At 64.6% G+C, this 23,363-nt stretch carries 30 protein-coding genes and 1 pseudogene; 18 read left to right on the top strand and 13 right to left on the bottom strand.

Annotation, left to right across the window (positions count from 1 at the left end):
* Positions 1-67: 67 nt before the first annotated feature.
* The 9 genes from flgB (at position 68) to ACVIHF_RS21035 (ending at position 8,310) form a co-directional block, all read left to right on the top strand.
* Complete coding sequence (gene flgB / locus ACVIHF_RS21075; RefSeq protein ID WP_456792446.1) at positions 68-478, top strand: flagellar basal body rod protein FlgB; 411 nt, start codon at positions 68-70, stop codon at positions 476-478.
* 38 nt (positions 479-516) lie between these two features.
* Positions 517-942: a flagellar basal body rod protein FlgC gene (flgC, locus tag ACVIHF_RS21070; protein WP_018272466.1), complete on the top strand. Its 426-nt coding sequence runs from the start codon at positions 517-519 to the stop codon at positions 940-942.
* Positions 943-968: 26 nt separating this feature from the next.
* Entirely contained in the window at positions 969-1,280 is a 312-nt protein-coding gene (gene fliE / locus ACVIHF_RS21065) for a flagellar hook-basal body complex protein FliE (protein ID WP_057018333.1), read from the top strand.
* A 145-nt stretch (positions 1,281-1,425) separates the two neighbouring features.
* Positions 1,426-1,689, top strand: a complete 264-nt coding sequence (fliQ, locus tag ACVIHF_RS21060) for a flagellar biosynthesis protein FliQ (protein WP_016844766.1) — start codon at positions 1,426-1,428, stop codon at positions 1,687-1,689.
* Positions 1,690-1,707: 18 nt separating this feature from the next.
* Positions 1,708-2,478 (top strand): flagellar biosynthetic protein FliR, encoded by a 771-nt coding sequence (gene fliR, locus ACVIHF_RS21055; RefSeq protein ID WP_016844767.1) that lies wholly within the window; start codon positions 1,708-1,710, stop codon positions 2,476-2,478.
* An 11-nt stretch (positions 2,479-2,489) separates the two neighbouring features.
* Positions 2,490-3,563: a flagellar biosynthesis protein FlhB gene (gene flhB / locus ACVIHF_RS21050; protein WP_456780239.1), complete on the top strand. Its 1,074-nt coding sequence runs from the start codon at positions 2,490-2,492 to the stop codon at positions 3,561-3,563.
* A 142-nt stretch (positions 3,564-3,705) separates the two neighbouring features.
* Positions 3,706-6,276 (top strand): cell cycle histidine kinase CckA, encoded by a 2,571-nt coding sequence (cckA, locus tag ACVIHF_RS21045; protein ID WP_456781893.1) that lies wholly within the window; start codon positions 3,706-3,708, stop codon positions 6,274-6,276.
* Positions 6,277-6,518: 242 nt separating this feature from the next.
* Positions 6,519-7,481, top strand: a complete 963-nt coding sequence (locus tag ACVIHF_RS21040) for a Tim44 domain-containing protein (RefSeq protein ID WP_456780240.1) — start codon at positions 6,519-6,521, stop codon at positions 7,479-7,481.
* A 151-nt stretch (positions 7,482-7,632) separates the two neighbouring features.
* The gene (locus ACVIHF_RS21035) at positions 7,633-8,310 is read left to right on the top strand and encodes a lectin (protein ID WP_076825625.1); all 678 of its coding nucleotides are present in this window, start codon (positions 7,633-7,635) and stop codon (positions 8,308-8,310) included.
* 119 nt (positions 8,311-8,429) lie between these two features.
* On the opposite strand, the gene ACVIHF_RS21030 is transcribed toward ACVIHF_RS21035, so the two are convergent.
* A complete protein-coding gene (locus tag ACVIHF_RS21030) occupies positions 8,430-8,837 on the bottom strand; it encodes a DUF3606 domain-containing protein (protein WP_253607885.1) in 408 nt (135 codons plus the stop codon).
* Between the two features lie 153 nt (positions 8,838-8,990).
* Between ACVIHF_RS21030 and ACVIHF_RS21025 the strand changes: the two genes are divergently transcribed.
* Positions 8,991-9,698, top strand: coding sequence for a glutathione S-transferase (locus ACVIHF_RS21025; protein WP_253607886.1), 708 nt, complete (start codon positions 8,991-8,993; stop codon positions 9,696-9,698).
* A gap of 101 nt (positions 9,699-9,799) precedes the next feature.
* On the opposite strand, the gene ACVIHF_RS21020 is transcribed toward ACVIHF_RS21025, so the two are convergent.
* Both ACVIHF_RS21020 and ACVIHF_RS21015 read right to left on the bottom strand, forming a co-directional pair.
* The gene (locus ACVIHF_RS21020; protein ID WP_253607887.1) at positions 9,800-10,159 is read right to left on the bottom strand and encodes a GFA family protein; all 360 of its coding nucleotides are present in this window, start codon (positions 10,157-10,159) and stop codon (positions 9,800-9,802) included.
* Positions 10,160-10,168: 9 nt separating this feature from the next.
* Positions 10,169-10,843: a methyltransferase family protein gene (locus ACVIHF_RS21015; RefSeq protein ID WP_253607888.1), complete on the bottom strand. Its 675-nt coding sequence runs from the start codon at positions 10,841-10,843 to the stop codon at positions 10,169-10,171.
* 146 nt (positions 10,844-10,989) lie between these two features.
* Here ACVIHF_RS21015 and ACVIHF_RS21010 point away from each other — a divergent pair, with 146 nt between their 5' ends.
* Entirely contained in the window at positions 10,990-11,316 is a 327-nt protein-coding gene (locus ACVIHF_RS21010) for an ArsR/SmtB family transcription factor (RefSeq protein WP_253607889.1), read from the top strand.
* Complete coding sequence (locus tag ACVIHF_RS21005; RefSeq protein WP_225647937.1) at positions 11,316-11,756, top strand: SRPBCC family protein; 441 nt, start codon at positions 11,316-11,318, stop codon at positions 11,754-11,756. Before ACVIHF_RS21010 ends, ACVIHF_RS21005 begins: the two co-directional genes overlap by 1 nt.
* Here the strand turns inward: ACVIHF_RS21005 and ACVIHF_RS21000 are convergent.
* Positions 11,757-12,219, bottom strand: a pseudogene (locus ACVIHF_RS21000) (hypothetical protein).
* A gap of 103 nt (positions 12,220-12,322) precedes the next feature.
* A complete protein-coding gene (locus ACVIHF_RS20995) occupies positions 12,323-12,640 on the bottom strand; it encodes a Kazal-type serine protease inhibitor family protein (RefSeq protein ID WP_456792445.1) in 318 nt (105 codons plus the stop codon).
* 231 nt (positions 12,641-12,871) lie between these two features.
* Between ACVIHF_RS20995 and ACVIHF_RS20990 the strand changes: the two genes are divergently transcribed.
* Both ACVIHF_RS20990 and ACVIHF_RS20985 read left to right on the top strand, forming a co-directional pair.
* Complete coding sequence (locus tag ACVIHF_RS20990) at positions 12,872-14,527, top strand: fumarate hydratase (RefSeq protein ID WP_038386003.1); 1,656 nt, start codon at positions 12,872-12,874, stop codon at positions 14,525-14,527.
* A gap of 9 nt (positions 14,528-14,536) precedes the next feature.
* The gene (locus ACVIHF_RS20985) at positions 14,537-15,208 is read left to right on the top strand and encodes a DUF429 domain-containing protein (protein WP_456792444.1); all 672 of its coding nucleotides are present in this window, start codon (positions 14,537-14,539) and stop codon (positions 15,206-15,208) included.
* Here ACVIHF_RS20985 and ACVIHF_RS20980 read toward each other — a convergent pair.
* The 5 genes from ACVIHF_RS20980 to ACVIHF_RS20960 all read right to left on the bottom strand — a co-directional run bounded on the left by ACVIHF_RS20980 (position 15,205) and on the right by ACVIHF_RS20960 (position 19,417).
* Positions 15,205-16,149: an SH3 domain-containing protein gene (locus ACVIHF_RS20980; RefSeq protein ID WP_456792443.1), complete on the bottom strand. Its 945-nt coding sequence runs from the start codon at positions 16,147-16,149 to the stop codon at positions 15,205-15,207. The genes ACVIHF_RS20985 and ACVIHF_RS20980 overlap by 4 nt on opposite strands.
* A 20-nt stretch (positions 16,150-16,169) precedes the next feature.
* A complete protein-coding gene (locus tag ACVIHF_RS20975; RefSeq protein WP_028337138.1) occupies positions 16,170-16,466 on the bottom strand; it encodes a hypothetical protein in 297 nt (98 codons plus the stop codon).
* A 120-nt stretch (positions 16,467-16,586) separates the two neighbouring features.
* Positions 16,587-17,141 (bottom strand): inner membrane-spanning protein YciB, encoded by a 555-nt coding sequence (locus tag ACVIHF_RS20970; protein ID WP_028337137.1) that lies wholly within the window; start codon positions 17,139-17,141, stop codon positions 16,587-16,589.
* A gap of 54 nt (positions 17,142-17,195) precedes the next feature.
* Complete coding sequence (locus ACVIHF_RS20965; protein ID WP_253609959.1) at positions 17,196-17,771, bottom strand: hypothetical protein; 576 nt, start codon at positions 17,769-17,771, stop codon at positions 17,196-17,198.
* A 242-nt stretch (positions 17,772-18,013) separates the two neighbouring features.
* Positions 18,014-19,417 (bottom strand): carotenoid oxygenase family protein, encoded by a 1,404-nt coding sequence (locus ACVIHF_RS20960; RefSeq protein ID WP_456792442.1) that lies wholly within the window; start codon positions 19,415-19,417, stop codon positions 18,014-18,016.
* Between the two features lie 113 nt (positions 19,418-19,530).
* On the opposite strand from ACVIHF_RS20960, the gene ACVIHF_RS20955 reads away from it, so the two are divergent.
* Positions 19,531-20,259, top strand: a complete 729-nt coding sequence (locus tag ACVIHF_RS20955) for a TetR/AcrR family transcriptional regulator (RefSeq protein WP_456780245.1) — start codon at positions 19,531-19,533, stop codon at positions 20,257-20,259.
* A 178-nt stretch (positions 20,260-20,437) separates the two neighbouring features.
* Here ACVIHF_RS20955 and ACVIHF_RS20950 read toward each other — a convergent pair whose 3' ends face one another.
* Entirely contained in the window at positions 20,438-21,010 is a 573-nt protein-coding gene (locus ACVIHF_RS20950; protein WP_456794107.1) for a hypothetical protein, read from the bottom strand.
* A 194-nt stretch (positions 21,011-21,204) separates the two neighbouring features.
* On the opposite strand from ACVIHF_RS20950, the gene ACVIHF_RS20945 reads away from it, so the two are divergent.
* Complete coding sequence (locus ACVIHF_RS20945; protein WP_076825821.1) at positions 21,205-21,876, top strand: SET domain-containing protein; 672 nt, start codon at positions 21,205-21,207, stop codon at positions 21,874-21,876.
* 23 nt (positions 21,877-21,899) lie between these two features.
* On the opposite strand, the gene ACVIHF_RS20940 is transcribed toward ACVIHF_RS20945, so the two are convergent.
* Together ACVIHF_RS20940 and ACVIHF_RS20935 are read right to left on the bottom strand one after the other, a co-directional pair.
* Complete coding sequence (locus ACVIHF_RS20940) at positions 21,900-22,190, bottom strand: DUF6522 family protein (protein ID WP_456792441.1); 291 nt, start codon at positions 22,188-22,190, stop codon at positions 21,900-21,902.
* Positions 22,187-22,621 carry an RrF2 family transcriptional regulator gene (locus ACVIHF_RS20935; protein ID WP_057018350.1) on the bottom strand — a complete coding sequence of 145 codons (435 nt, stop codon included), beginning with the start codon at positions 22,619-22,621 and terminating at the stop codon, positions 22,187-22,189. Before ACVIHF_RS20935 ends, ACVIHF_RS20940 begins: the two co-directional genes overlap by 4 nt.
* Positions 22,622-22,704: 83 nt before the next feature.
* Between ACVIHF_RS20935 and ACVIHF_RS20930 the strand changes: the two genes are divergently transcribed.
* A complete protein-coding gene (locus tag ACVIHF_RS20930; protein ID WP_456792440.1) occupies positions 22,705-23,166 on the top strand; it encodes a group III truncated hemoglobin in 462 nt (153 codons plus the stop codon).
* Positions 23,163-23,321 (top strand): hypothetical protein, encoded by a 159-nt coding sequence (locus ACVIHF_RS20925; RefSeq protein ID WP_016844794.1) that lies wholly within the window; start codon positions 23,163-23,165, stop codon positions 23,319-23,321. Before ACVIHF_RS20930 ends, ACVIHF_RS20925 begins: the two co-directional genes overlap by 4 nt.
* The last annotated feature ends 42 nt before the right edge of the window (positions 23,322-23,363 follow it).

Here is a 23,363-nt window from a genome sequence, read left to right as displayed (position 1 = left end):
CGTTAACCATACACCGGGCAAATTCTGCCTACCTCGGAAGAGCCCAGAGGTTAACGGAGCCGCGGCGATGGCCATGAACGATCTCCCGATCCTGTCGGCGTTGCGCACCAAGATGCAGTGGCACCAGGAGCGCCAGCGGGTGCTCGCCGAGAACATTTCCAATTCCGACACGCCGAACTTCCGGCCGCGCGACCTGGTCGAGCCGAAGTTCGACCGGGCCGGCGCCACGGTTGGCGGCGGCGTGGGGACGCTGCCGATGATGCAGACCAGCGCTACCCACATGGCGGCGTCCGGCGCGCCCGACAGCTTCGACAACGATCGCGGCAAGAGCGGGTTCCAGACCCGTCCGGCCGGCAACGCGGTCAATCTCGAGGAGCAGATGCTGAAAGTGTCGGCCAACCAGATGGACTATGCGGCCGTCACCGCGCTCTACAGCCGCAGCCTGCATCTGCTGAAGACTGCGATCGGCAAGGGCTAGAGCAAGGGTAGCCCGCCTGACGGCGGCAGGAGGATCCCATGGCAGATGGAACAAGCGATTTCGCCCGCTCGATGAGCATCGCGACCTCAGGCCTGCGGGCGCAGGCGGGGCGCATGCGGGTGATCTCGGAAAATATCGCCAATGCCGATTCGACGGCGCAGACCGCGGGCGGCGACCCTTACCGCCGCAAGGTGCCGACCTTCTCCTCCACGCTCGATCGCACGCTCGACGCCCAGGTCGTGGCGCTGGGCCGGATCCGCCCCGACCAGTCTTCGTTCCGTGTCAAGCACGAGCCGGGCAATCCGGCGGCGGACGCCTCGGGCAACGTCAAATATCCGAACGTCAATGCGATGGTCGAAATGACCGACATGCGCGACGCCCAGCGCTCCTACGAGGCCAACCTCAACATCATCAGCGCGACGCGGCGGATGATCCAGCGCACGCTCGACATCCTCAAGTCCTGACGCAACAAGAACAGGGAACGTAAATCATGGCTTCACCGACAGTCGCCGCCAACGCCTACGCCAACCTCGCCAAGATGATGGAGCGCGGCGGCGCCGAGAAGGCCGGGCAGGCCGTCGCCGGCCCATCCTTCAGCGCGCTGCTGAAGGACTCCGTCGGCAGCGTCCTGGAGGCGGGCAAGAAGTCCGACGCGCAGACCATGGCGATGACCTCGGGCAAGGCGAACGTGATGGATGTGGTGACGGCGGTCGCCGACACCGACGTTGCGGTGTCGACGCTGGTCTCGGTGCGCGACCGCGTGATCCAGGCCTATGAAGACATCATGAAGATGCCGATCTGACGTCGCTTGCGACGCCATCCCGGGGCGATGCGCAGCATCGAGCCTCAGATGTGCAATTGCACATCAAAGATCTCGAGGTTCCGGGTTCGATGCGTTGCATCGCCCCGGAACGACGGTGCAAACAACTGACAGCGAGAACTCAACAATGACCGGCCCCGAAACCCTCGACGTGGCGCGCGATGCGATCTGGACCATCGTGGTGGTGTCGTCGCCCCTGATGGTGGTCGGCCTCGTGGTCGGCGTCGTGGTGTCGCTGTTCCAGGCGCTGACGCAGATCCAGGAACAGACCCTGATTTTTGTGCCGAAGATCCTCGCGATCTTCGTCACATTGCTGCTGGCGCTGCCGTTCATGGCGGACTCGCTCAGTAGCCACATGATGCGGATTTCGTCGCGAATCATCGGCGGTTGATGCACTAATGCCGCGGTCATGCGCATCGATGTCTCCCTGCTGCCGGCGCTGGCCGCGATCTTCGTGCTGGTCTTCGCGCGCGTGGGCGCGATGGTGATGCTGCTGCCCGGTTTCGGCGAGAGCAACATCCCGGCGCGGGTCAAGCTGTCGATCGCGCTGTTGCTGACGCTGATCATCCTTCCCCTGCATCGCAACGCCTATCATGTCGACCTGACGTCGATCTCCTCGCTCGGCGTCCTGATGGTGCATGAGCTCATCATCGGCATCGTGCTCGGCGCGACCGCGCGGGTGACGTTGTCGGCGCTCAACGTCGCGGGCTCAGTGATCGCGCAGCAGCTCGGCCTCGGCTTCGTCACCGCCGTCGATCCGACCCAGGGGCAGCAGGGCCAGATTATCGGCAACTTCCTCACCATCCTCGGCCTCACGCTGCTGTTTGCGACCGACAGCCACTATCTCGTCATTGCGGCGCTGAGCGAGAGCTACCGCATTTTCTCGCCGGGCGAGATCATGCCGACCGGCGATGTCGCAGCGCTTGCGACCTCGGCCTTCTCCGCCGCCTTCAAGATCGGCCTGCAGCTGTCCGCGCCGTTCCTGGTGTTCGGCCTGGTCTTCAACATCGGGCTTGGCGTGCTGGCGCGGCTGATGCCGCAGATGCAGGTCTATTTCGTCGGCGTGCCGCTCTCGATCATGGTCGGGTTCCTGATCTTCGGCGTCGTGCTCGCCGCGATGATGAACACCTATCTCGACTATTTCCTCGGCGTCATGCGCCAGCTCGCTCCGATGAATTAGGGGGAGAAGCAGTGGCGGACGATACCGAAGACAAAACAGAAGACCCTACGCAAAAACGTCTCGATGAAGCCCTCGAGAAAGGTGACGTTGCCAAGAGCCAGGAGGTCAATACCTGGTTCGTGATCGCCGGCGGCACCTTGGTGCTGTCGACCTTCTCGGGCTCGATCGGCAGCGGCATCTTGATGCCGCTGCGCAACCTGATCGCCAATTCATGGATGATCCGCATCGACGGCGCCGGCCTGCTGGCGCTGACACAGTCGCTCGGCTACGCGGTGGTCGCCGCGATCGGCGTGCCGTTCCTGTTGCTGGCGCTGGCCGCGATCGCGGGCAACATGGTGCAGCATCAGCTGGTGTGGTCGGGTGAGCAGCTGAAGCCGAAATTCTCCAAGATCTCGCCGGCGGCCGGCTTCAAGCGGCTGTTCGGCAAGCAGGCGGTGGCGAATTTCCTGAAGGGCCTGTTCAAGCTGATTGCGCTCGGCGCCGTGATGGTCGCGGTGCTGTGGCCCGACCGGATGCGGATGGAATCCTTCCTGCGAGTCGATCCGGCCGAGCTGCTGCCCGCCATCACCGGCATGACGGTGCACCTGTTGGCGGCGGTGGTCGCCATCCTCGCTGCGGTCGCGATCGCCGATTACTTCTTCCAGTACCGGACCTGGTACGAGCGTCACAAGATGTCGCTGCAGGAGATGAAGGAGGAGTTCAAGCAGTCGGAAGGCGACCCGCACGTCAAGGGCAGGATCAAGCAATTGCGGGTCCAGCGCGCCAAGAAGCGCATGATGGCCCAGGTTCCGAAGGCCTCGGTGATCATCACTAACCCGACCCACTATTCGGTGGCGCTGGCCTACGACCGCAGCATGTCGGCGCCGATCTGCGTCGCCAAGGGCGTCGACAATCTTGCCTTCAAGATCCGGGAGATCGCCAAGGAGCACGACATTCCGATCGTGGAGAACGTGGCGCTGGCCCGGGCGCTCTATGCGACGGTCGAGCTCGACCGGGAGATCCCGGTCGAGCACTATCACGCGGTTGCCGAAATCATCGGCTACGTGATGCGGCTGAGGCGCGGCCTGTCCGGCCTGCGGCAGTAAGGGGCGGAAAACCCGCTTGAAATGCGCGTAACTTGCGAAATTGCCGCCTGTTGGACTTGCGTTTTCGGGTCCGATTCAGGCACTCAGGGGCGAGGTGGCCGGCCGGTCGCCTTCGTGATGCAGACGAGCCATGTCTCTCCAGATGACCGCCGATAGCAACGATCCTTCCGTGACCGAGCCGTTCGTGGCCCACGGGCCAGCGCGGCGGAACGGCAGCATCCTGCTGGTGGTCCTGATCGCCGCCGGCATCGTCGCGGTGGCGGTCTGGCTGATGACCATCGGCCGCACCGAGGCGCAGCCCTATATCCTCGGCGTGCTGGCGCTGCTCGCCACAGTCGGGCTGTTCAACCTGTTCGCCCTTGCCGCCGGCATCATCCGCTTCTCCGACCGTGCCACCGATGATCCGGTGATGGCGCGGATCGCCGACCAGGCCCAGGAAGGGCTCGTCGTCACCGACTCCCGCGGCCACGTGGTCTATTCCAACGCCGCCTATCTCACGCTGACCGGCGCGGCCGGGCCGCAGGACGTCCGTCCGGTCGAGCGCGTCTTCATCGGCAACCCCGACGTCTCCGAGGCCGTGTTCCGCCTTTTGAAGGCTGCCCGCGAGGGCAAGCGGCAGCAGGAGGAGGTCCGCGTCGCCGGCCAGGAGGCCGGCCAGGGCCGCTGGCTGCGCCTGCGGGTACGCCCACTCGGCGAGGGTAAGCGCGATGCGAAATATGCGGTTTGGTCGATCGCCGACGTCACCCGCGACCGCGAGCGCCAGGAAGACGTGTTCCAGGAGCTGCGGCACGCGATCGAATATCTCGATCACGCGCCATGCGGCTTCTTCTCGGTCAATCCGGCCGGCGAGATCGCCTATGTCAACGCCACGCTGGCCAACTGGCTGGACTACGATCTGGCCGAGATCGGCTCGGGCGGCCTGAAACTGACCGACATCGTCTCGGGCGACGGCGCGGCGCTGTTGACCTCGATTGCGGCGGTGCCGGGCGAGGTCAAGACCGAGGTGTTCGACATCGACCTGCGGATGCGCGGCGGCAAGACCGTGCCGGTGCGGCTCTATCACAAGCTCGCTTTCGGCTCCGACGGCGCGGCGGGCGCCTCGCGCACGCTGGTGATCAGCCGCGCCCGCGACGAGCATTCCGATCCGGAGCGCGCCGCCGAGGTGCGCTTCATGCGCTTCTTCGACCATACGCCGATGGCGATCGCGACCGTCGATCGCGGCGGCAATGTGGTCGGCGCCAATGCGCGCTATGCCAAGCTGGCGCAGGGCCTGAACGGCGACGGCGGCGCCGCCAAGTCGATCTTCCGCGCCGTCAATCCGCGCGACCGCGGCCTGCTGATCGCCGCGATCAACCAGGCGGCCGAGGGCCAGGGCGACATCGCGCCGGTCGAGGTGATGCTCGACGGGCCCAAGGAGCGCTTTGCCCAGTTCTTCGTCACCACCGTCGAGAAGGACGAGCGCGACGCCGAGACCGCGATCGTCTACATGCTCGAAACCACCGAGCGGCGCGCGCTGGAAAACCAGATCAACCAGTCGCAGAAGATGGAGATGGTCGGCCAGCTCGCCGGCGGCATCGCGCACGACTTCAACAACGTGCTGTCGGCCATCATGATGGCCAACGACTTCCTGCTGAACGCGCACAAGCCGACCGACCCGTCGTTCCAGGACATCATGCAGATCAAGCAGAACGCCACCCGCGCCGCGACGCTGGTGCGGCAGCTGCTTGCATTCTCGCGCCGCCAGACGCTGCGGCCGCAGGTGCTCGATCTCGGCGATGCATTGAGCGACCTCACCATGCTGCTGCGCCGGCTGATCGGCGAGAAGGTCAAGCTCGACCTCGTGCATGGCCGCGACCTGTGGCCGGTGAAGGTTGACGTCTCGCAGTTCGAGCAGGTGGTGGTCAATCTCGCGGTCAACGCGCGCGATGCGATGCCCGACGGTGGCAAGCTGATCATCCGCACCGCCAATGTGCCGACCGAGGAAGCCGCCCAACTCGCCAACAAGGGCATGCCGGCGGCGGACTATGTGAAGATCGAGATCGCCGACACCGGCACCGGCATTCCGGCCGAGATCATCGACAAGATCTTCGAGCCGTTCTTCTCGACCAAGGAAGTCGGCAAGGGGACCGGTCTCGGCCTGTCCACGGTCTACGGCATCGTCAAGCAGACCGGCGGCTTCGTCTATGTCGATTCCGTGCCGGGCGGCGGCACCACGTTCCGGATCTATCTGCCGCGGCATCGCCAGCAGCAGGAGGTCGCACCGGAGGCCCATGCCGGCAACGGTGCGGCCAAGGAAACCGCCGCCGTCACGGAAGCCGCCAAGCCGAAGCCGGACCTGACCGGGCAGGGCACCATCCTGCTGGTCGAGGACGAGGACGGTTTGCGCTCGCTCAATGCGCGCGGCCTGCGTTCGCGCGGCTACAGCGTGATCGAGGCGGCGAACGGCGTCGAGGCGCTGGAGGCGTTCGAGGAGAAGAACGGCGCCGTCGATCTCGTCGTCTCCGACGTCGTGATGCCGGAGATGGACGGCCCGACGCTGCTGAAGGAAATGCGCAGCCGCAACGCGGAGCTGAAGATCATCTTCGTCTCAGGCTATGCCGAGGACGCCTTCGAGAAGAGCCTGCCGGAGAACCAGCAGTTCGCGTTCCTGCCGAAACCCTTCACGTTGACGCAGCTGGTCGCCGCGGTGAAGGAAACCATGACGGCGAACTAGCCGGTTGCCGCGGCAACCGGCTTTACTTCTCGCAAGTGCGAGGCGAAATTCCGCGGTAACTGTGGTTGAAACCGGGCCTCATCCCGCGGTAGGACGCGCCGTCGCATCCACAAGGACCATAGTGTCACATCTCCGCGACCGAGGGCCGCAGCCGCGGTTCCCGTTTCCCGCTTCACTTTTAACCGTCCCTGCCCATCTTAGGGGCGTTTCCCCATGCCGGGGAATCCTTTGAGGAAACCAACATGAATTTCTCGCAACGCACGCGTGGAATTGTTCGGGCGATCGCCGTCGCGATGGCACTGGCGCTGCCCGTGATGATGACCGTTTCGGCGGCCGACGCCCGCGTTGGCGGCGGCGGCTCGCGCGGCTCGCGGACATTCTCCGCGCCGCCCTCGACCAACACGGCGCCGGGCTCGGTTGCGCCGATGAACCGCACCTTCAGCCAGCCTGGTAGCCCGAACATGGGCTCGCCGGCGGCGGCAAATTCCGGCGGCCTGTTTGGTCGCGGCGGAATGGGCCGCGGCCTGCTCGGCGGCCTGGCCGCGGGCTTCCTTGGCGCCGGCCTGTTCGGCATGCTGTTCGGCGGCGGGTTGTTCTCGGGTCTCGGCGGCTTGTCGTCGATGCTCGGCCTCTTGCTGCAGATCGGTCTGATCGTGCTCGTGGTTCGCCTTGCGATGTCGTGGTGGCAGCGCCGCAACACGCCGGCGGCCGCCTATGCCGGTGGCCCCGACGTCGGCCCCGGTCCGCAGGCGAACGCCCGCTCGGGCTTCGGCTTCGGCCTTGGCGGCGGATCGAATGCGCCGGTCGAGATCACGCCTGGCGACTATGAGACGTTCGAACGGCTGCTCGGCGACATCCAGACCGCGTGGTCGAACGAGGACATCGCGAAGCTGCACACGCTCGCGACGCCGGAGATGGTGTCGTACTTCTCGAAGGATCTCGAGGAGAACAAGGCGCGCAACGTCACCAACAAGGTGACCAATGTGAAGCTGCTGCAGGGCGATCTGGCGGAAGCCTGGCGCGAAGGCGACAGCGAGTATGCGACGGTCGCGATGCGCTACTCGCTGGTCGACACCGTGCTCGAGCGCGGCACCGGCCGTCAGGTCGGCGGCGGCACGCAGCCGGAGGAGGTCACTGAGGTCTGGACCTTCGTACGCCAGCGCGGCGGCAATTGGGAGCTTTCGGCGATCCAGCAGACCAACTGATCGGTTGCCGGAGAATGGCAGATACAAGGCGCCGCGGCCTCGTCCGTGGCGCCTTTGTTTTGTGCCTTCATTCACATGTCGCGGCGCCGGAATATCCGGAGGCCCTGCGGGTTGATCTCAGCGGACCATAACAACCATCGGGAGGATTGAGATGAAGATCGTTGCGCATATTGCGGTTCCGGCCTGTCTTGCGTTCGTCGTCGTGGCGGCGCCGCCGGCGGCGGCGCAGACCGCCGACACCAGCTTCTTCCTGACCAGCAACGGCATCGGCAACGGCGGCAATCTCGGCGGGCTCGCCGGCGCCGACAATCATTGCCAGACGCTGGCGCAGGCCGCCGGCTTCGGTGCGCCGAAGACCTGGCGCGCCTATCTCTCGACCCAGGCGGCCGACGGCAAGGCAGCGGAGAATGCGCGCGATCGTATCGGCAAGGGACCGTGGAAGAATGTAAAGGGCGTCGTGGTCGCCAAGGACGTCGCCGACCTGCACAGCGCCGGCAACAATCTCACCAAGCAGACCGCGCTGTCCGAGAAGGGCGAGGTCGTCAACGGTGCCGGCGACACGCCGAACCGCCACGACGTGCTGACGGGGTCGCAAGCAGACGGTACAGCGTTTGCGGCCGGCGAGGACCGCACCTGCAAGAACTGGACAAGCAGCACACAAGGCGCCGCCATGCTCGGGCACTTCGACCGCAAGGGCCTGCGCGACGACGAGCCGTCAAAATCCTGGAACACGTCGCATCCCTCGCGCGGTCCCGACGGCGGCTGCTCGCAGGCTGACCTGAAGAGCACCGGCGGCGACGGCCTGCTGTACTGCTTCGCGGCTAACTGAGAGAGCGCATCTGCTTCGTCATTGCGAGTGCAGCGACGGAATCCATCCTACCATAGGCCCGGAGCGATGGATTGCTTCGTCGCCTCGCGCCTCGCAATGACGGGATAGCACGATCGCGCTCAGCTCTTCCTGCGCTTGACGGTCTTCTTTGCGGTCTTCTTCGCGGCCTTCTTTTTCTTCGCGGTTTTTTTCTTCGCCGCGAAATAGGCTTCGACCTTCTTCGAGGAATGTCCGACCGCGGCGACCGCGGTCTTGAGCCGGGCAGGGGTCACCTTGAACTTCTTCGACCAGTAGCGGACCTCGTAGGGCTCGCTGATCGCGATCCGCGCGCGGTCGGCGGCCTTGTGGCGCTGCTCCTCGAAATGGGCTTCCACCTTCTTGGCGGAATGCCCGACCTTCTTGACCGCGGCCTTCAGCTTCGCCGGCGTGACCTTGAACTTCTTGGACCAGTACGCAACTTCGTAGGACTCGCTCAACGCGATCAGAGCGCGATCTGCCGCGCCCCGCTTCTTCTTGCTGTCCGCCATAAGATGATCCCTCATCGAAAGATTCGACGTTGGAACCTTAGCAGCCTCTGTGCGGTTCGCACAGGCAGCGGTGCGCGATGGACGATCTGACCGCGGCGTGGCTACGATCGAGGTGAAGCGAAGCGATGCGGCGAAGTTTTCGGAGGTAAGTGCATGCACTATCAGCTTTACTACTGGCCGATGATCCAGGGCCGCGGCGAATATGTCCGCCTCGCGCTCGAGGATGCGGGCGCCGGCTACACCGATGTCGCGCGCGCCAAGAGCGGCATGGGTGCCATGACGAAGATGATGGAGGCACACAAGGGCACGCCGCCCTTCGCGCCGCCGTTCCTCAAGGCCGGCAGTCTCGTGATCGGGCAGACCGCCAACATCCTGCTCTATCTCGGCGCGCGCCACGGCCTCGCGCCGAAGGCGGAGGGCGGAAAGCTCTGGGTGCACCAGCTGCAGCTGACGATCGCGGACTTCGTGGTGGAGATCCACGACACCCATCATCCGCTCGGGCCATCGCTGTATTACGAAGACCAGAAGGCTCCGGCGAAGAAGCGCACCGCGGAGTTCTGGGATTCGCGGGTGCCGAAATATCTCGGCTATTTCGAGGATCTCGTGCAAGCCAACCGCGGTGCGTTCGTCACCGGACGCCGGCTGACCTACGCCGACCTCTCGCTGTTCCAGATCGTGGAGGGCCTGCGCTACGCGTTTCCGAAGCGGATGGCGGCGTTCGAGAAGAAGATCCCGCGCCTGATCGCGCTGCGCGATCGCGTCGCCGAGCGGCCGAACATCAAGGCGTATCTGGCGAGCGAGCGGCGGATTCCATTCAACGAAGAGGGCATTTTCCGGCGCTACAAGGCACTGGATTTGTGATCGCCGTCATTCCGGGGCGCGAAGCGAACCCGGAATCTCGCGCCACAATCTCTGGATTCCGGGTTCACGCTCCGCGTGCCCCGGAATGACGGCGTGGAAGGCTACCGGCTCCGCCCATCCACCGGCGTCATCGCGATCCTCGACAGATCGATGCCATCGATGCAGCTGACATTCAGCGCCACGATGTCGGTGCCGTCGGGCTTCTTGCCGCGCGCGAACACGTCGACGCCGCAATCGACGCAAAGCTGATGGCGGATCGCATGGCGGTTGAAGAGATATTCCTTGAGGTTCTCGGCGCCGGCGCGAAGCTGGAAGCTCGACGGCGGCATGAACACGAAGTGCAGGCCCTTCTTGGTGCAGATCGAGCAGTTGCAGGCCGTCACCATGGCCATATCGGTGGTGCATTCGAAGCGGACCTGTCCGCAATGGCAACCGCCGGTGTAGGTCTTGCTCTCTGCCATGATGATCCCTCACCACAGCCCGGGTACGAGGCGGTAGCGCACCCGTGCCGCATAATCGGCGTAGCCTGACAACCCCGTCACCAGCGCGCGCTCCTCGATCCCTGTGCGGATCGCAAACATCACGAAGAACACCGGCACGAAGGCGAGGCCCCACCAGGAGCCGAGCGTCAGCGGCACGCCGATGAAGAACAGCATCACGCTCGTATACATCGGATGGCGGACCAGCGCGTAGGGACCGGTCGAGATGACGTGATGGTCGCGCTCGGTCTGCACCTTCACGACCGGCGCGGCGAACGAGTTGGTGCGGAACACCCACAGGATCGCCACGGTCGAGACCAGATACAGCACAAGGCCGAGCACGATCAGCGGCACGCCGTCATTGACGTCGCCAAAGCGCCGCTCGAGCCCCATCGCGACGAACCACAGCACGGCAACGACCAGGAACACCAGCATGAACCGCTTGTCCTCGGTGGGCTGGCCTTCACGCGCGGTGAGGCGCATGCGCTCGGCCAGCAGCCCGGGATCGACCTTGGCGAGCCACAGCCCGCAGGCCGGGCCGATCACGGCCGAGGCGATCAGATAGGCCCATGCGCCGGGCCAGTGCAGCGTACCTGCGAAGGCAAACAGCAGCACGGCCATGGCGATGACGAAGAAGGTATTCTGCAGAAGGAGCTTTGCGATCATGAGCGGCTCCGCGCGATTCCAGTTGATATTATCGCACCGTTTTCCCGGCAAACATGCGACCGCAGCGATCAACTTTCGGAGCAGGCGAGACGTTCCAGCGTCGCGACTGTCTTGACAATCATATAAGCAATTGCTTATATACTTTCATGCCTGTCGCCACGCAGCTGACCGATGTGTTGAAGACCCTCGCGGACCCGACGCGGCGAGCGGTGTTCGAGCGGATCGCGCGGGAAGGCGAGATCGCCGCGACCGGCCTGGTGCAGGGTTCAAAGGTGTCGCAGCCGGCGGTGTCGCAACATCTGCGCGCGCTGCGCGATGCCGGGCTGGTCGCCGAGCGGCGCGAGGGCCGCCATATCCATTATCGCATCGCGCCGAAGGGGCTCGGTCCGCTGATCGACTGGCTCGGCCACTACGAGACGTTCTGGACCGAGCGCTTCGCAAATCTGGAACGGCTGTTGAAGGAGAGTGAGTGATGGGTGAGACGCACGCGATCACGGTCGAGAAGGTGCTGCCCTACGCGGCCGAGAAGATCTGGCGGACGCTGACGACGAGCGATCGGATCACGAAATGGCTGATGCCGAACGATTTCGTGCCGGCCGTTGGCCATCGCTTCAATTTCCACACCAAGCCGATGGGCGACTGGGACGGTGTCGTGCATTGTGAGGTGCTGGATTGCGATCCGCCGCGCCTGTTGCGCTACTCCTGGAAGGGCGGCGCTGATACCAATCCGGAATACGGCTCGAAGCTCGACACGATCGTCACCTGGACGCTGACGCCGGTCGAGGGCGGCACCCATCTGCGGATGGTGCATGACGGCTTCGTGCTGCCGGGCAACCGCTTCGCCTTCGACATGATGAGCCCGGGATGGGGCCGGGTGCTCGACGCCATCGCGCGCATCACCAGCGAAGGCTGATCACTCGTTGTTGCCGCGGCGAACCGTGATCGAGGCGTCGGTCTTGTTGCGGGTGCATTCGAGGTTGAGGCGGCGATAGCGCATCGTGATGGTGTTTGCCGCGCAAGATGCCCATGCGCTTCAGGCAGCGCGAGGTGCCGGTGACGGCGTCGTCCTTCGGCACGGTGAAGATCAGCGCGGTGGCGGAGCCGACCAGGTTGAAGAACTCCGGCTTCATCTTGCGATCGGTCTTGGCGTAGAGCTCGATCGAATAATCCTTGCCGCGGCAGCCGAGCGACAATTCCTTTGCCGCCGGATGCGTGAGGTAGGTGATGTTGGCGGCGCTGAAATTGACCTTCAGTCCGTCGATCTGGCCGGCGAGCTGCTTGGCGATGTCCACGCAGGGATCGGCATGCGCAGGCGCTGCGACGAAAACCGTCGCCAGCGCGATCAGCGCGGCCGGCAGAGTGGAGCGGATGCCCAAAGGCAAGCGTCGGCGCAACGATGCTGTCACGAAATACCCCCCGCGGTATGAAAGTACGCGAAGCTACATGCAGGCTCCCGCGGAGCGCGTCAATATGGCCACGTCAGGACGCGCACCTGCCGTCCTGCGCTTTGGAAGCCCCGGCGGCCCGGCGCTCGCAATCATTGCCATAGGTCTTGCCGTCGCAGCCGCATACGGGCTTGAAGATCTTGTTGCAGATCGTCGGGCGGAACGCGCAGGTGCCGGTCTGGTCGAAGCGGCCGCAGGTCCCGGGCTTGAACTGGCAGAACTGGCCGCGACCGCTGCATTGCAGTCCGGCAAGGCCGCCGCAGGGCCTGCCGAGGCGGGCGGCATCGGCGCCGGTCGGGATCGCGATCAACAAGGCCAGCGCCGCGAACCGGACGAAAAGCGCTGTCTTCATGAAGGTCTCCTGATGGCTTCCTGATGGTTTCCTTGGCCGTTCCGCGGCTTGCCGGCGTTGTGGCAACTTGGGATTACGATGGCATGAAACATAGCACGTGGATTGCCAGTCCCGCGCATGGCTGGAAGGCGGCCCGCTTCCCTTTCCTTTGTCGGAAAAAGGCTTAGAACGGCTCTACATTGCCGGCGGCCCCGCGGCCGGCACCGGCCTTTCGAAACCGACGAGCAGCTCATGAACGCCCCCTCAGCCTTTCCCGACCAGCAAAAGCCTGTTCCGCCCTACAAGCACACGCCTCTGTTCCCGCTTGGTGCCGACACCACGCCCTACAAGAAGGTCACGAGCGAGGGCGTCCGGGTCGAGAAGGTGTTGGGCAAGGACATGCTTGTGGTGTCGCGGGAGGCGCTGCGCGCGCTCTCCGAGGCCGCCTTCGGCGACATCAACCACTATCTGCGGCCGGGTCATCTGAAGCAGCTCCGCTCGATCCTCGAGGACAAGGAAGCCAGCGACAACGACAAGTTCGTCGCCTTCGACTTCCTGAAGAATGCCAACATCGCGGCCGGCGGCGTGCTGCCGATGTGCCAGGACACCGGTACCGCAATCATCATGGGCAAGAAGGGATGCAACGTCATCACCGACGGTGACGACGAGGCTGCGCTGTCCGAAGGCGCGCGCGATGCCTATCTGCGCCGCAATCTGCGCTACTCGCAGGTCGCTCCCTTGTCGATGTATGAGGAGAAGAACACCGCCAACAACATGCCGGCGCAGTGCGAGATCTACGCCGAGGGCGATGATGCTTACAAGTTCATGTTCATGGCCAAGGGCGGCGGAAGCGCCAACAAGAGCTTCCTGTTCCAGGCGACGCCCTCGGTGCTGACCAAGGACCGGTTGCTGGCCTTCCTGAAGGAGAAGGTGCTGACGCTCGGCACCGCGGCGTGTCCCCCGTACCACCTTGCGATCGTGATCGGCGGCACCTCGGCCGAGCTCTGCATGAAGACCGTGAAGCTTGCCTCGGCCCGCTATCTCGACGCGCTGCCGACCCACGGCTCGGCCGACGGCAATGCGTTCCGCGATCTCGAGATGGAGCAGGAAATCCTCAAGATGACGCAGTCGCTCGGCGTCGGCGCGCAGTTCGGCGGCAAGTATTTCTGCCATGACGTGCGCGTGATCCGCATGCCGCGCCACGGCGCCTCGCTGCCGATTGGGCTCGGCGTCTCCTGTTCGGCGGACCGCCAGGTGCTCGGCAAGATCACCAGGGACGGCGTCTATCTCGAGGAGCTCGAGCACAACCCGGCGCAGTATCTGCCTGCGGTGGAGCAGTCGCTCGGCGGTGAGGTCGTCAAGATCGACCTCAACAAGCCGATGAAGGAGATCCTGGCGACGCTGTCGCAATATCCGATCAAGACCCGCGTCTCGATGACCGGCACCATGATCGTGGCGCGCGACTCGGCGCACGCCAAGCTGCGCGAGCGGCTGGAGAAGGGCGAGCCGTTGCCGGATTATTTCAAGAACCATCCGGTCTATTACGCCGGTCCCGCCAAGACGCCCGATGGCTACGCCTCCGGTGCATTCGGCCCGACCACGGCGGGACGCATGGATTCCTTCGTCGACCAGTTCCAGGCGGCCGGCGGCTCGATGGTGATGGTTGCCAAGGGCAACCGCGCGGTCGCTGTGCGCGAGGCTTGCAAGAAGCATGGCGGCTTCTACCTCGGCTCGATCGGCGGCGCCGCGGCGAACCTCGCCGAGCACTGCATCAAGAAGGTCGAGGTGGTCGAGTATCCCGAGCTCGGCATGGAAGCGATCTGGCGCATCGAGGTGGTCGATTTCCCGGCCTTCATCATCATCGACGACAAGGGCAACGACTTCTTCAAGGAATTGAATCTCGGTTGAGGATCGGGGTTGATTGCGGTCGGCCTCGACGGGTTCTCCAAGGGCTGGGTCGCCGTCACCATCGACGGCGACCAGCGTACGATTTCCTTTCACAGCGATATTGCGGACGCGCTTTCGCGTCCGTTCGATCGCGCCGGGATCGATATCCCGATCGGTCTGACCGATGACGGCGAGCGCGATTGCGACCTTCTTGCGCGCGTGCGATTGCGCCCGCACACCTCGCGCGTCTTCACCGGCGCGCGGCGCTGGCTGTGGCAGCAGTTTGACGATCCCGATCTCGCGAATGCGGAAGCACTGCGCCGCGGCCAGACCCGTGTGTCGCGCCAGCTCTGGCATCTCGGCAAGAAGATCATGGAGGTCGATGCGTTCGTGCGCGCGAACGCCACGCGCGATGTCCGCGAGGTGCATCCCGAACTGGTGTTCTTGCAGCTGAACGGCGGCGAGCCCTTGCCGCGCAAGAAGTCGGAGGAGGGCGATGCGCTGCGCTGCAGGCTGCTGAAGCGATCAGGCTTCCGCGAGATCGATCGCTGGCTCACCCGGATGCGGATCGGCACCGGCGCGAAGCGCGACGATGTGCTGGATGCGTGTGCAGTGGCGCTGGCTGCGCGCGAACCATGCGGAAGCGTTCCCGAAGCGCCGCCGCGAGACGCGCACGATCTGCCGATGCAGATCTGGTTCTAGCTGCAGTTCGTCACCTGGTTGGAGCACAGGCTGCGCCACCAGCCGCGCACGCCGTCATGGCTCTCCACCAGCGCCCAGTGCCCGCTGCAGGCGAGGATGCGTTTCGGACCGTCGTCGGTGTCGAACTCACCGCCAAGCTTGCGCAGCGCCGGCGTCCATTTGGCATCGACAAAGGGCGCCTGGAACAGCCCGCCCATGCGGGTGTAGCCGTTGGCGTAGCTCGCGCCGACCTTGTTGGCGGCAACCCATCCGCGCCCGGCATAAGGCTTTGGCGCGTTGCGCGGATAGCGTTTGTCGTCCTCGTAGGCCTTGCCCGGCGGCATCGCGCCCTCGATCAGGAACCAGCCGTCCTTGAACCCGATGATACGAAACTCGGTGAGCCAGCCGCCCTCCGGCGTGTTCTCGGCCCCGCCCATCTTGAGATGGTAAGGCGGCGGCAGCTTGCCGAGCACGCGTGCCTTCACTGACGGCTCCGCGCGCACGTTGAGGCCTGCGAGGTCCTTGTCCTCCGACCAGGCGCCGAGGTCGCATGGCTCGGTGCCAGCGGGCAGTGCGTTTCGCTTCGCGTCAAGCTCGGCCTGGCGTGCGGCAAAGTCATTGTCCGACCCGTCGGCATGTCCGGTCGCGATGTCGCCGGGACCGCGCGGCTTCAATTCGGCCGACAGCGCCGTCGTGCCATCCTTGCTTAGGGTCACAACCATCATCTGACGCGGCGCGAAGACGCTTGCCGGCGTCTTCGGGTCGTCTGCGCTCGCGGCATAGACCGCGAGGTAGCCGGTGGTGCCGGCGGTATCCGTGCTGGAAGAGCTGCCCGCAACATATCCGGCCGGCACCAGCGCGACCGCGCTCGCGCGCCACGCCGGTTCGGCTTCGCTTGCCTGCTGTGCGGAAGCCGTCGTGGCTGATAACGCCAGGACGGTAACGGATGCCAGGATGCGCATGCGTGGTGCGCGTGCTGCGGTTACGCCCGCGTGCCGGTGAAGGGGAAGCTGCCCATCGGGCCGATGCCCATCTCGCCGGAGATGCCGTCGCCGGAGACCTTGCCGGTGAATTCGAGCGTCAGCGGCATCGGGTTGGTGATGGAAACCTTCCAGGCGACGTCGTCGCCGTTCACGGTGCCGTCGAAGATTTCGGTGGAGTTGCCCTCGGCGCCCTGCGTGCCGGTGAGCGTGCCGCCCGAGCTTGCCAGCGACAGCGTCGCCTTGCGCTCGCCCATCGGCGTCGTCATCGTGAGATTCCAGTTTCCGTCCACCGCCATTGATGTCTCCCCTCCAGGTGAAGCGCCTTCAAGCGAAATGGCTACCGGTTCGCGTGAAGAAAACGCTTGCGCGGGTATAGCCCATCTTGCCGCGCGCGCCTAGTTCGCGGCTTGCTGCGATCAGGCGCGGGCGGCGGCGCGCAGCCGGCTTCCGACCAGGACGCGGAAGGCGACATACTGGATCGCGAAGGCGGCGATCTTGGCGCCGACCAGCACCACCGACACGTAGAACGCCCACAGCTTCATGTCGCCGGTCGCCGCGATCGCAATGGTGCCGGCGGCGAGAATGAACATCAGCCCGGCCCAGGCGTAGCCGGCGAGGGTGGCGTATTCCGGAATTGTCTCGGTCACGATCGGCGGCAGATAGCGCAGCATCCAGCCGCGCTTGAGCATGATCGCGCCGATCGCGATGTGGCCGATGGCCGGCTTCGCCAGCACGAAGCGCGGATCGTTGGTGAAAAGCGTCGCGCCGCCGAGCACGATCACCAGCCCAAGGCTCGCCCAGGTCATGTAGCCGAGCGACTGTCCCTTGACCCGCGCATAGACCACTTGCGCGATTGCGCCCGCGATCGCAACGCCGGTGGCGATCAGGACATTGTCGGTGGCGAAATAGACCACCAGGAAGACGATGGTGGAGAGGAAGTCGCTCGCAAGCCTGGCAAATACGCTCTTCATCGTCGTGGTTTCCGTTTCCTCGGGATGATCGTGGTGATGTCGTTATGGTAGCGTCTAGCGTGAGGGCAGCGCGCCGGCCGGCGGCGTCGCGTCCTTGACCGCGCGATAGTGCGGATACCAGTGGGTAAAGCCGACCGCGGCATTGCGTGCGGCGAAGGCGATCAAGAGGCCGGTCCACAGCGGCAGCGCCGGCACGTATAGCACCGCAACGTTGCCAATCAGCATGAGCAGCATCGCGGCGGTCCAGGCGCCGGTGATCAGGTAGTTGGCATGGAGGAAGCCGGGCAGCTTCGCGGTCTCGGCATCGACCTGCTCCAGCGCATATTGCCGCGTGAAGGGACGGCCGATCATGATCGAGCCGAGCGACACCAGCAGGATGCCGGCATCGACCGCGATCTTCACCGCGGTGTTGCTCGGCGTCGCATCGACGAAGGTGAGGTAGAAGCCGATCGCGGCGAAGATGACGACCGAACCGACGCCGAGGATCTTGATGCTGCGGCCGCGCGCGACATCGAACGCGATCACGGCAAGGCAGATCAGTGCAGCACTGAGCAGGCTCACCGTGGCCGAGGTCACCAGCATCAGCATGGCGAAGGCGCCGTAGGGAGCGAGGATCAGGAAGATCGTCATGGTGAGCCTCATCGGCTTATCTTTACAACGTAAAGATACCCTAACGGTGAGCAATGGAGGCGTCAAGCGAAATCTTTACAGTGTCAAAATCGTGAGGTGGCGGAAAAATAAAAGATTTGCCAATGACATAAAGTGGCGACCGCTCGTTTTCGGTCGGCGGCGGCAACGACGTGGATGCCCGGGACAAGCCCGGGCATGACGCGTGGAGGGGTTGGCGCACTGACGTCCGGGGTGGTCGTCGGCTACTCCGCCCCCACCCAATTGCCGTGGAATCCATCGGGCACGCGGTGGCCGAGATGGACCAGCGCGGTCGGGCCCGCTTCGACATCTTGCGCGTTGAACACGGCGAGGTCGCTGCGGTTTTCGCGGGCGCGCCAGACCACCGCGAGCAGCCAGCCGTCGCCTTCCGCGGCGTCAGCGCTGCGCTCGACGAACACAGGCTCCGAGATCGTGTCGCCGGCGGGCAGCAGATAATGGCCGAGCCGCTTGCCACGGCCGTCGACATGCACGATGCCCGACAGCGCACCGAACATCGGCAGATCCGGGTTGGCGCAGGCGTACCAGCCGTGATTGCTGGCAAATCCGGCGCGCCGATCGTCGACGCGGGGGAATTCGCCGGTGAGGTCGTCGAGATAGGTTTGCGTGAAGCGGTCGGTGTTGCCGGAGAGGTCGAAGGTCCAGCGGCAATAGCGCGCGCGGTTCTTCTGCGGATCGGTCGGCGAGCCGTCGGGATGATTGAACAGCGGCGCTTCCTCGAACTGCATCACGTCGGCGATGATGCGGTTGCCATCTTCCCACGCGTTCATCACGTGGAAAACGTAGCAGGTCTCGGCGCGGAACCAGACGATGTCCTTTGACGCGCCGCTGCGCTTCATCACGCCGACATAGGCGCCTTTCTCCGGCTCCCAGGCGTACGGCGCCTGTCCGCGCATCGCGCGCTGCATGCTGCCGGTGATCGGCAGGATCGGAAACAGCACATGATTCTCGGTGACGATGAAGTCGTGCACCATGCTGGCATAAGGCGCCTCGAAGCGTTCGAACCGCGTCACCACGCCGGACGAGCTCACCGCGCCGAACGACAGCGCCGGCGTCAGCGGGCCCGCGGCGTTGTAGCCGAAGAACACCATTTCGCCGGTCGCCGGATCGATCTTGGGATGCGCGGTGAAGGGGCCGGAGATCGCACCCTTGTAGTCGCAATAGCCGAGGCGATTGAGCGTGCCGGGCTCGATCTCGGTCGGCAGATGGCCTTCCTCCAGCGCGAGCAGCCGGCCGCCATGGAAGATGATGTTGGTGTTGGCGACGCCGCCGTCCGTCGTCGTGGTGGCCGGCGCATCCGGCATCTTGCGGCCGAAGCCGCCGAACAGCGCGCGGCCGGCATCGTGCTCGGCCTGCCATTTCGGCGTACGGACCCAGCGGTTGCGGTAGCTGGCGCGGCCGTTCTCGAGATGGAAGGCGTGCAGCATGCCGTCGCCGACGAACCAGTGCGCACCCGGCGCCTCGAACTGCGGATTGGGGCCGTTGCGATAGAGCGTGCCGTTCAGCTCGCGCGGCAATTCGCCCGAGATCTTCAGGAACGGCGCGTCGGCTTCGAATGGGATCGGCGCCAGATTGGTGCGCGCAGCGTTGGATGTGACCTGGTCGAGCATTCCGCATCTCCCTGCATTATGATCTTTACATCGTAAAGATATCAGTAAGGATGACGCCGCCGATCGTCAAGCAAAATCTTTACAGTGTAAAAATTGCGACCTATAAGGGCCCGATGGCAAGAATCTCCAAAGAAAACAAGGCGACTCGCCCGGCACGGGCTCCGACCCGCCGGGTTGGACGGACTGTGGCAGCTCGTCCGGTCCAACGGCGGCGCCGCGCCAACGACACGCCGTATCACCATGGCGATCTGCATGAGGCACTGTTGAAGGCCGCCGAGCGCGTGCTCGAGCGTGATGGATTGGCGGGGCTGACATTGCGTGCGGTGGCGCGCGAGGCCGGCGTATCGCACGCCGCCCCGACGCATCATTTCGGCGATCTCACCGGTTTGCTCAGCGAACTCGCGGCGATCGGTTTCCGGCAATTTGGCCTCGCGATGGCGGCTGCGGACGCTTCGGCGGCCACGACGCCCGAGAAGGGCGTGGCGAGCGCCAAGGCTTATGTTGCCTATGCGCAGGCACATCCCGGCATGTACGGGCTGATGTTCCGCAGCGAGCGGCTCGATCATTCGCGCCCGTCGCTGCACGAGGCATCCGAGGCTTCGTTCGCAGGGCTGACCCGCGGCGTCGGCGCCAGCCGGCACGAGCAGATTTCCAAGGAGCAGCTTACGCTGGATCAGGCCGCCGCGATCGCGTCGGCCTGGTCGCTGGTGCATGGTTTCACCATGCTGCTGCTCGACGGACGCCTCAAGACGATCCTGGATCGGTCGCCCGAGGGCACATCCGCGGAAACGCTGTTGACCGCAATGCTGCGATTGTCCGCGGGCCGCTCGGCGCGGCAATAACCGGTGCTGCCCGTGGACTAGTGTCCCGAATCCGAAGTTCGCATCATTTGCCGCACCTTCGGAGCGAACTTCGGATTCGATAAGGACACTAGCAAACTTATGATTCTAGTGTGCTTTATGAATGCGAAGTTCGTGAAAGTGGCTGCCGCGAAATCGCACGAACTTCGCATTCAGCGCACTAGCGCCTCACAAGCGACGTGGTCCGGCCGCTCTGTCCGATCGTCTTCACCGTATCCGTGCCGCATTTGAAATCGCGGGCGAAATCGTCGGCGGCCTGCCGCGCCAGCGCGTTGGCGTTGGGATTGGCCGCGACGTCGACAAAGGCGACATGGCAGACATCGCCCGGCGGCAGCCGGGTCACGGCGAGCATTGCCCGCGAGACAGGACCGCCGCGCTTGTCCTGTTCGCTGTTGTCGGCGATCTGCCAGCGCTGGATAATCGCAAACGGCCTGCCGCCGGCTGCACGCCATTCGACCCTGTCGCCGGTCGAACTGAACGGGCCGAACCAGGCCTGCGCGGCCGGTTCCCTGGCGGCTGCCTCGCCGTTTCGGCCCACCGAGACCACTTCACGCAGGTCGCCCTCGTTGATCAGCACCACAAGCCCGGATTTTCCCGGACAGACCCTGGTGGTGCTGCCGTCCTTTTCGCTGGGCTTGCCGATCATGCGGCAGGCCTTCGGCGCGGTCGATGTGTAGCTGCTGCTGATCGTCTCGGAGCCGGCATGACCGGGATTTGCGCTGGCAGCCGCCATAAAGACTGTTGCAAAAGCAAGGTATTTCATCGGGGGAAACCTACGATCCGGACGTTACTTTGTCTCTGACATATGCAATCTGGGGAAGGTTCAATAGACATGCGGGAAACACCTGACAGGCGCGCGGAATCGTCCTAGAAGGGCGGCTTCGCAACTTCTGTCGCGTGCACCTGCGTGCCGTAACCTCGATCGTCATGCCCACGATATCATCCAACAAGCCCTATCGCGTCGGCCGTTCCCGTACCGGTCTTGGTCTTTTCGCCACCAAGCCGATCAAGAAAGGCACCAAGATCATCCGTTATTTCGGGCCGTTGCTCGACTCGAAGAAGAAGGATGAGGACGCGATCGAGAACAAATATCTGTTCGAGCTCACCAACCGCTGGACCATCGACGGCTCGATCCGCGAAAACGTCGCGCGCTATATCAACCACGCTTGCAGGCCGAACGCGGAATCCGACGTTCGCCCACGCAAGCGCAAGGTGTTCATCCGCGCCATCAAGGACATCGAGCCGGGCGACGAAATCAATTACGACTACGGAACCGACTATTTCAAAGCCTATCTGAAGCCGATCGGCTGCAAGTGCGATGCCTGCGAGAAGAAGCGCAAGAAGAAGCGCGCGGAGGCGAGGGCGGAGCGGGTGCGGCTGAAGGAAAGGGCCGAGCGGAAGGCACAGCGCAAGGCCGAGAAACTGGCCGAGGAGCGGGCCAGGCAGAGGCAGGCGAAGAAGGCAGCCAAAGCAAACGGCAAGCTCGCCAACGGCACGGCGCTGAACGGCAAGCACCTGAATGGCCACAGCCTGATCAACACGGCGGGCAAGAAGGCTGCCTCGTCGAAGCGCGGCACCGCTCGGGCGCTGAACGCCTGAGACTCACGTCGCTCGAAAACGCTCTAGCCGCTCGGCCGGTGCGCCGCGCGTGGCAACGGTGAATTGCCGAAATCCAGCGTCGAGCGCTGGATGATCGTGCCGTGCTCGTCGATAACGAGACGGAAACGCTTGCTCCCCGAGAAGAATGTGAGGCGATGGCGCCCCTGATCGGCGTCGAGCCCGCGCTCCGAGCGCGTCGTGATTGCGCCCGAGCGCATCCCGGCCTGCAGCAGCGGAACCCCGATGCCGAGGCCTTCGGCGACGATGTTGGCGTCGACCTCGAACGCGCCGTCCGAGAATGTGATCGTCGTCATGATGCCCTCGCGGGATGGCGGACGGGACGCGGCAGGTAGGCGCATTCGGCGAGCGTCGTTCCGTCGAGCTCGCGCATGAAGGCCTCGCGTGCCGCCGCAAGCTTCGCCTTCAGCCGGCAGCGCGGCAGCAGCAGACAATCTCCGCCATCATCCCTGAAACATTCGACCAGCGCGCTGTCGCCTTCCAGCGCACGGACAACCTGGCCGAGGGTGATGGTCTCCGCCGGCCGTGCCAGCGAAAACCCGCCACCGGCGCCGCGCTGGGTGGCAATGAAGCCGGCGTCGGCAAGGTCGCGCACCACCTTGGCGAGGTGATTGCGGGAAATGTCGAACTCGGCCGCGATCTCGCTGGTCGCAAACGACCGGTCCGGCTCGCCGGCCAGCCGCATCAGGGCGCGGAGCGCAAAATCCGTGAACGATGTCAGGCGCATGGAAGCCCTTCGAAATCAGCACTTGGCGGATCAGCTATAGCAGGCTAAATAGGCATTTGAAATACCTATTTAGGATGTAAGCCATGACAGGAGCAGAGCGCCGCGAGCAGATCACCGCCGGGATTGTCGCGCGGACCGGGATCACCGAGGCCATGATCGAGCAGCTGGTGCACGCCTTCTACGCCAAGGTCCGCAAGGACCCGATGATCGGGCCGGTGTTCGAGACCAGGATCAGCAATTGGGAGCCGCATCTGGCGCAGATGTGCGCGTTCTGGTCCTCGGTCGCGCTGATGACCGGGCGCTATCACGGCACGCCGATGATCAAGCATATGCCACTGCCGATCGACGCCGCGCATTTCGACCGCTGGCTCGAACTGTTCGAAGCGACCGCGGCCGAGCTGTGCCCGCCTGACGCGGCGGCGCATTTCATCGATCGCGCGCGGCGCATCGCCTCGAGCCTCGAGATGGGCGTCGCCAGCGGACAGGGCCTGATGCTGGCGGTCGGCGAGCGTTACAGGCGAAGCGAAGCAGGAGCAGTGCAATGAGGAACAGGGCGAAGGCAATTGCGCGCGCCATCGACGGCGCGTGGTTTCATCAGGATCAGGCCGATCCGTTTTCCGGCAGCAGTCTGGTGCCGATGCTGATCATCGGCCTGGCGCTGACCTTTGCCGGCATGATCGTCGCGGTCGTGCTGAGCTGACGGAAACGGCCGCCGCGTTTGCCGCGACGGCCGCTCGTCACG

Source organism: Bradyrhizobium sp. USDA 4506 (assembly GCF_054058795.1).
The sequence above is the reverse complement of the archived record's forward strand: the minus strand, read 5'-3'. Positions and strand labels throughout refer to the sequence as shown.

Coding starts and splice junctions, on each gene's coding strand:
- ACVIHF_RS20970 (WP_028337137.1), bottom strand. CDS start 17,141: ATGAAGAGCGTATTTGCCAGGCTTGCGAGCGACTTCCTCTCCACCATC.
- fliR (WP_016844767.1), top strand. CDS start 1,708: ATGCGCATCGATGTCTCCCTGCTGCCGGCGCTGGCCGCGATCTTCGTG.
- ACVIHF_RS20975 (WP_028337138.1), bottom strand. CDS start 16,466: ATGGCGGTGGACGGAAACTGGAATCTCACGATGACGACGCCGATGGGC.
- ACVIHF_RS21005 (WP_225647937.1), top strand. CDS start 11,316: ATGGGTGAGACGCACGCGATCACGGTCGAGAAGGTGCTGCCCTACGCG.
- ACVIHF_RS21020 (WP_253607887.1), bottom strand. CDS start 10,159: ATGGCAGAGAGCAAGACCTACACCGGCGGTTGCCATTGCGGACAGGTC.
- fliQ (WP_016844766.1), top strand. CDS start 1,426: ATGACCGGCCCCGAAACCCTCGACGTGGCGCGCGATGCGATCTGGACC.
- ACVIHF_RS20965 (WP_253609959.1), bottom strand. CDS start 17,771: ATGACGATCTTCCTGATCCTCGCTCCCTACGGCGCCTTCGCCATGCTG.
- ACVIHF_RS20930 (WP_456792440.1), top strand. CDS start 22,705: ATGACAGGAGCAGAGCGCCGCGAGCAGATCACCGCCGGGATTGTCGCG.
- ACVIHF_RS20955 (WP_456780245.1), top strand. CDS start 19,531: ATGGCAAGAATCTCCAAAGAAAACAAGGCGACTCGCCCGGCACGGGCT.
- flgC (WP_018272466.1), top strand. CDS start 517: ATGGCAGATGGAACAAGCGATTTCGCCCGCTCGATGAGCATCGCGACC.
- ACVIHF_RS20980 (WP_456792443.1), bottom strand. CDS start 16,149: ATGCGCATCCTGGCATCCGTTACCGTCCTGGCGTTATCAGCCACGACG.
- ACVIHF_RS21030 (WP_253607885.1), bottom strand. CDS start 8,837: ATGGCGGACAGCAAGAAGAAGCGGGGCGCGGCAGATCGCGCTCTGATC.
- ACVIHF_RS20935 (WP_057018350.1), bottom strand. CDS start 22,621: ATGCGCCTGACATCGTTCACGGATTTTGCGCTCCGCGCCCTGATGCGG.
- cckA (WP_456781893.1), top strand. CDS start 3,706: ATGACCGCCGATAGCAACGATCCTTCCGTGACCGAGCCGTTCGTGGCC.
- fliE (WP_057018333.1), top strand. CDS start 969: ATGGCTTCACCGACAGTCGCCGCCAACGCCTACGCCAACCTCGCCAAG.
- ACVIHF_RS20990 (WP_038386003.1), top strand. CDS start 12,872: ATGAACGCCCCCTCAGCCTTTCCCGACCAGCAAAAGCCTGTTCCGCCC.
- ACVIHF_RS20925 (WP_016844794.1), top strand. CDS start 23,163: ATGAGGAACAGGGCGAAGGCAATTGCGCGCGCCATCGACGGCGCGTGG.
- ACVIHF_RS21035 (WP_076825625.1), top strand. CDS start 7,633: ATGAAGATCGTTGCGCATATTGCGGTTCCGGCCTGTCTTGCGTTCGTC.
- ACVIHF_RS21010 (WP_253607889.1), top strand. CDS start 10,990: ATGCCTGTCGCCACGCAGCTGACCGATGTGTTGAAGACCCTCGCGGAC.
- ACVIHF_RS20945 (WP_076825821.1), top strand. CDS start 21,205: ATGCCCACGATATCATCCAACAAGCCCTATCGCGTCGGCCGTTCCCGT.
- flgB (WP_456792446.1), top strand. CDS start 68: ATGGCCATGAACGATCTCCCGATCCTGTCGGCGTTGCGCACCAAGATG.
- ACVIHF_RS21040 (WP_456780240.1), top strand. CDS start 6,519: ATGAATTTCTCGCAACGCACGCGTGGAATTGTTCGGGCGATCGCCGTC.
- ACVIHF_RS20940 (WP_456792441.1), bottom strand. CDS start 22,190: ATGACGACGATCACATTCTCGGACGGCGCGTTCGAGGTCGACGCCAAC.
- ACVIHF_RS21025 (WP_253607886.1), top strand. CDS start 8,991: ATGCACTATCAGCTTTACTACTGGCCGATGATCCAGGGCCGCGGCGAA.
- ACVIHF_RS20995 (WP_456792445.1), bottom strand. CDS start 12,640: ATGAAGACAGCGCTTTTCGTCCGGTTCGCGGCGCTGGCCTTGTTGATC.
- ACVIHF_RS20950 (WP_456794107.1), bottom strand. CDS start 21,010: ATGGCGGCTGCCAGCGCAAATCCCGGTCATGCCGGCTCCGAGACGATC.
- ACVIHF_RS20960 (WP_456792442.1), bottom strand. CDS start 19,417: ATGCTCGACCAGGTCACATCCAACGCTGCGCGCACCAATCTGGCGCCG.
- ACVIHF_RS21015 (WP_253607888.1), bottom strand. CDS start 10,843: ATGATCGCAAAGCTCCTTCTGCAGAATACCTTCTTCGTCATCGCCATG.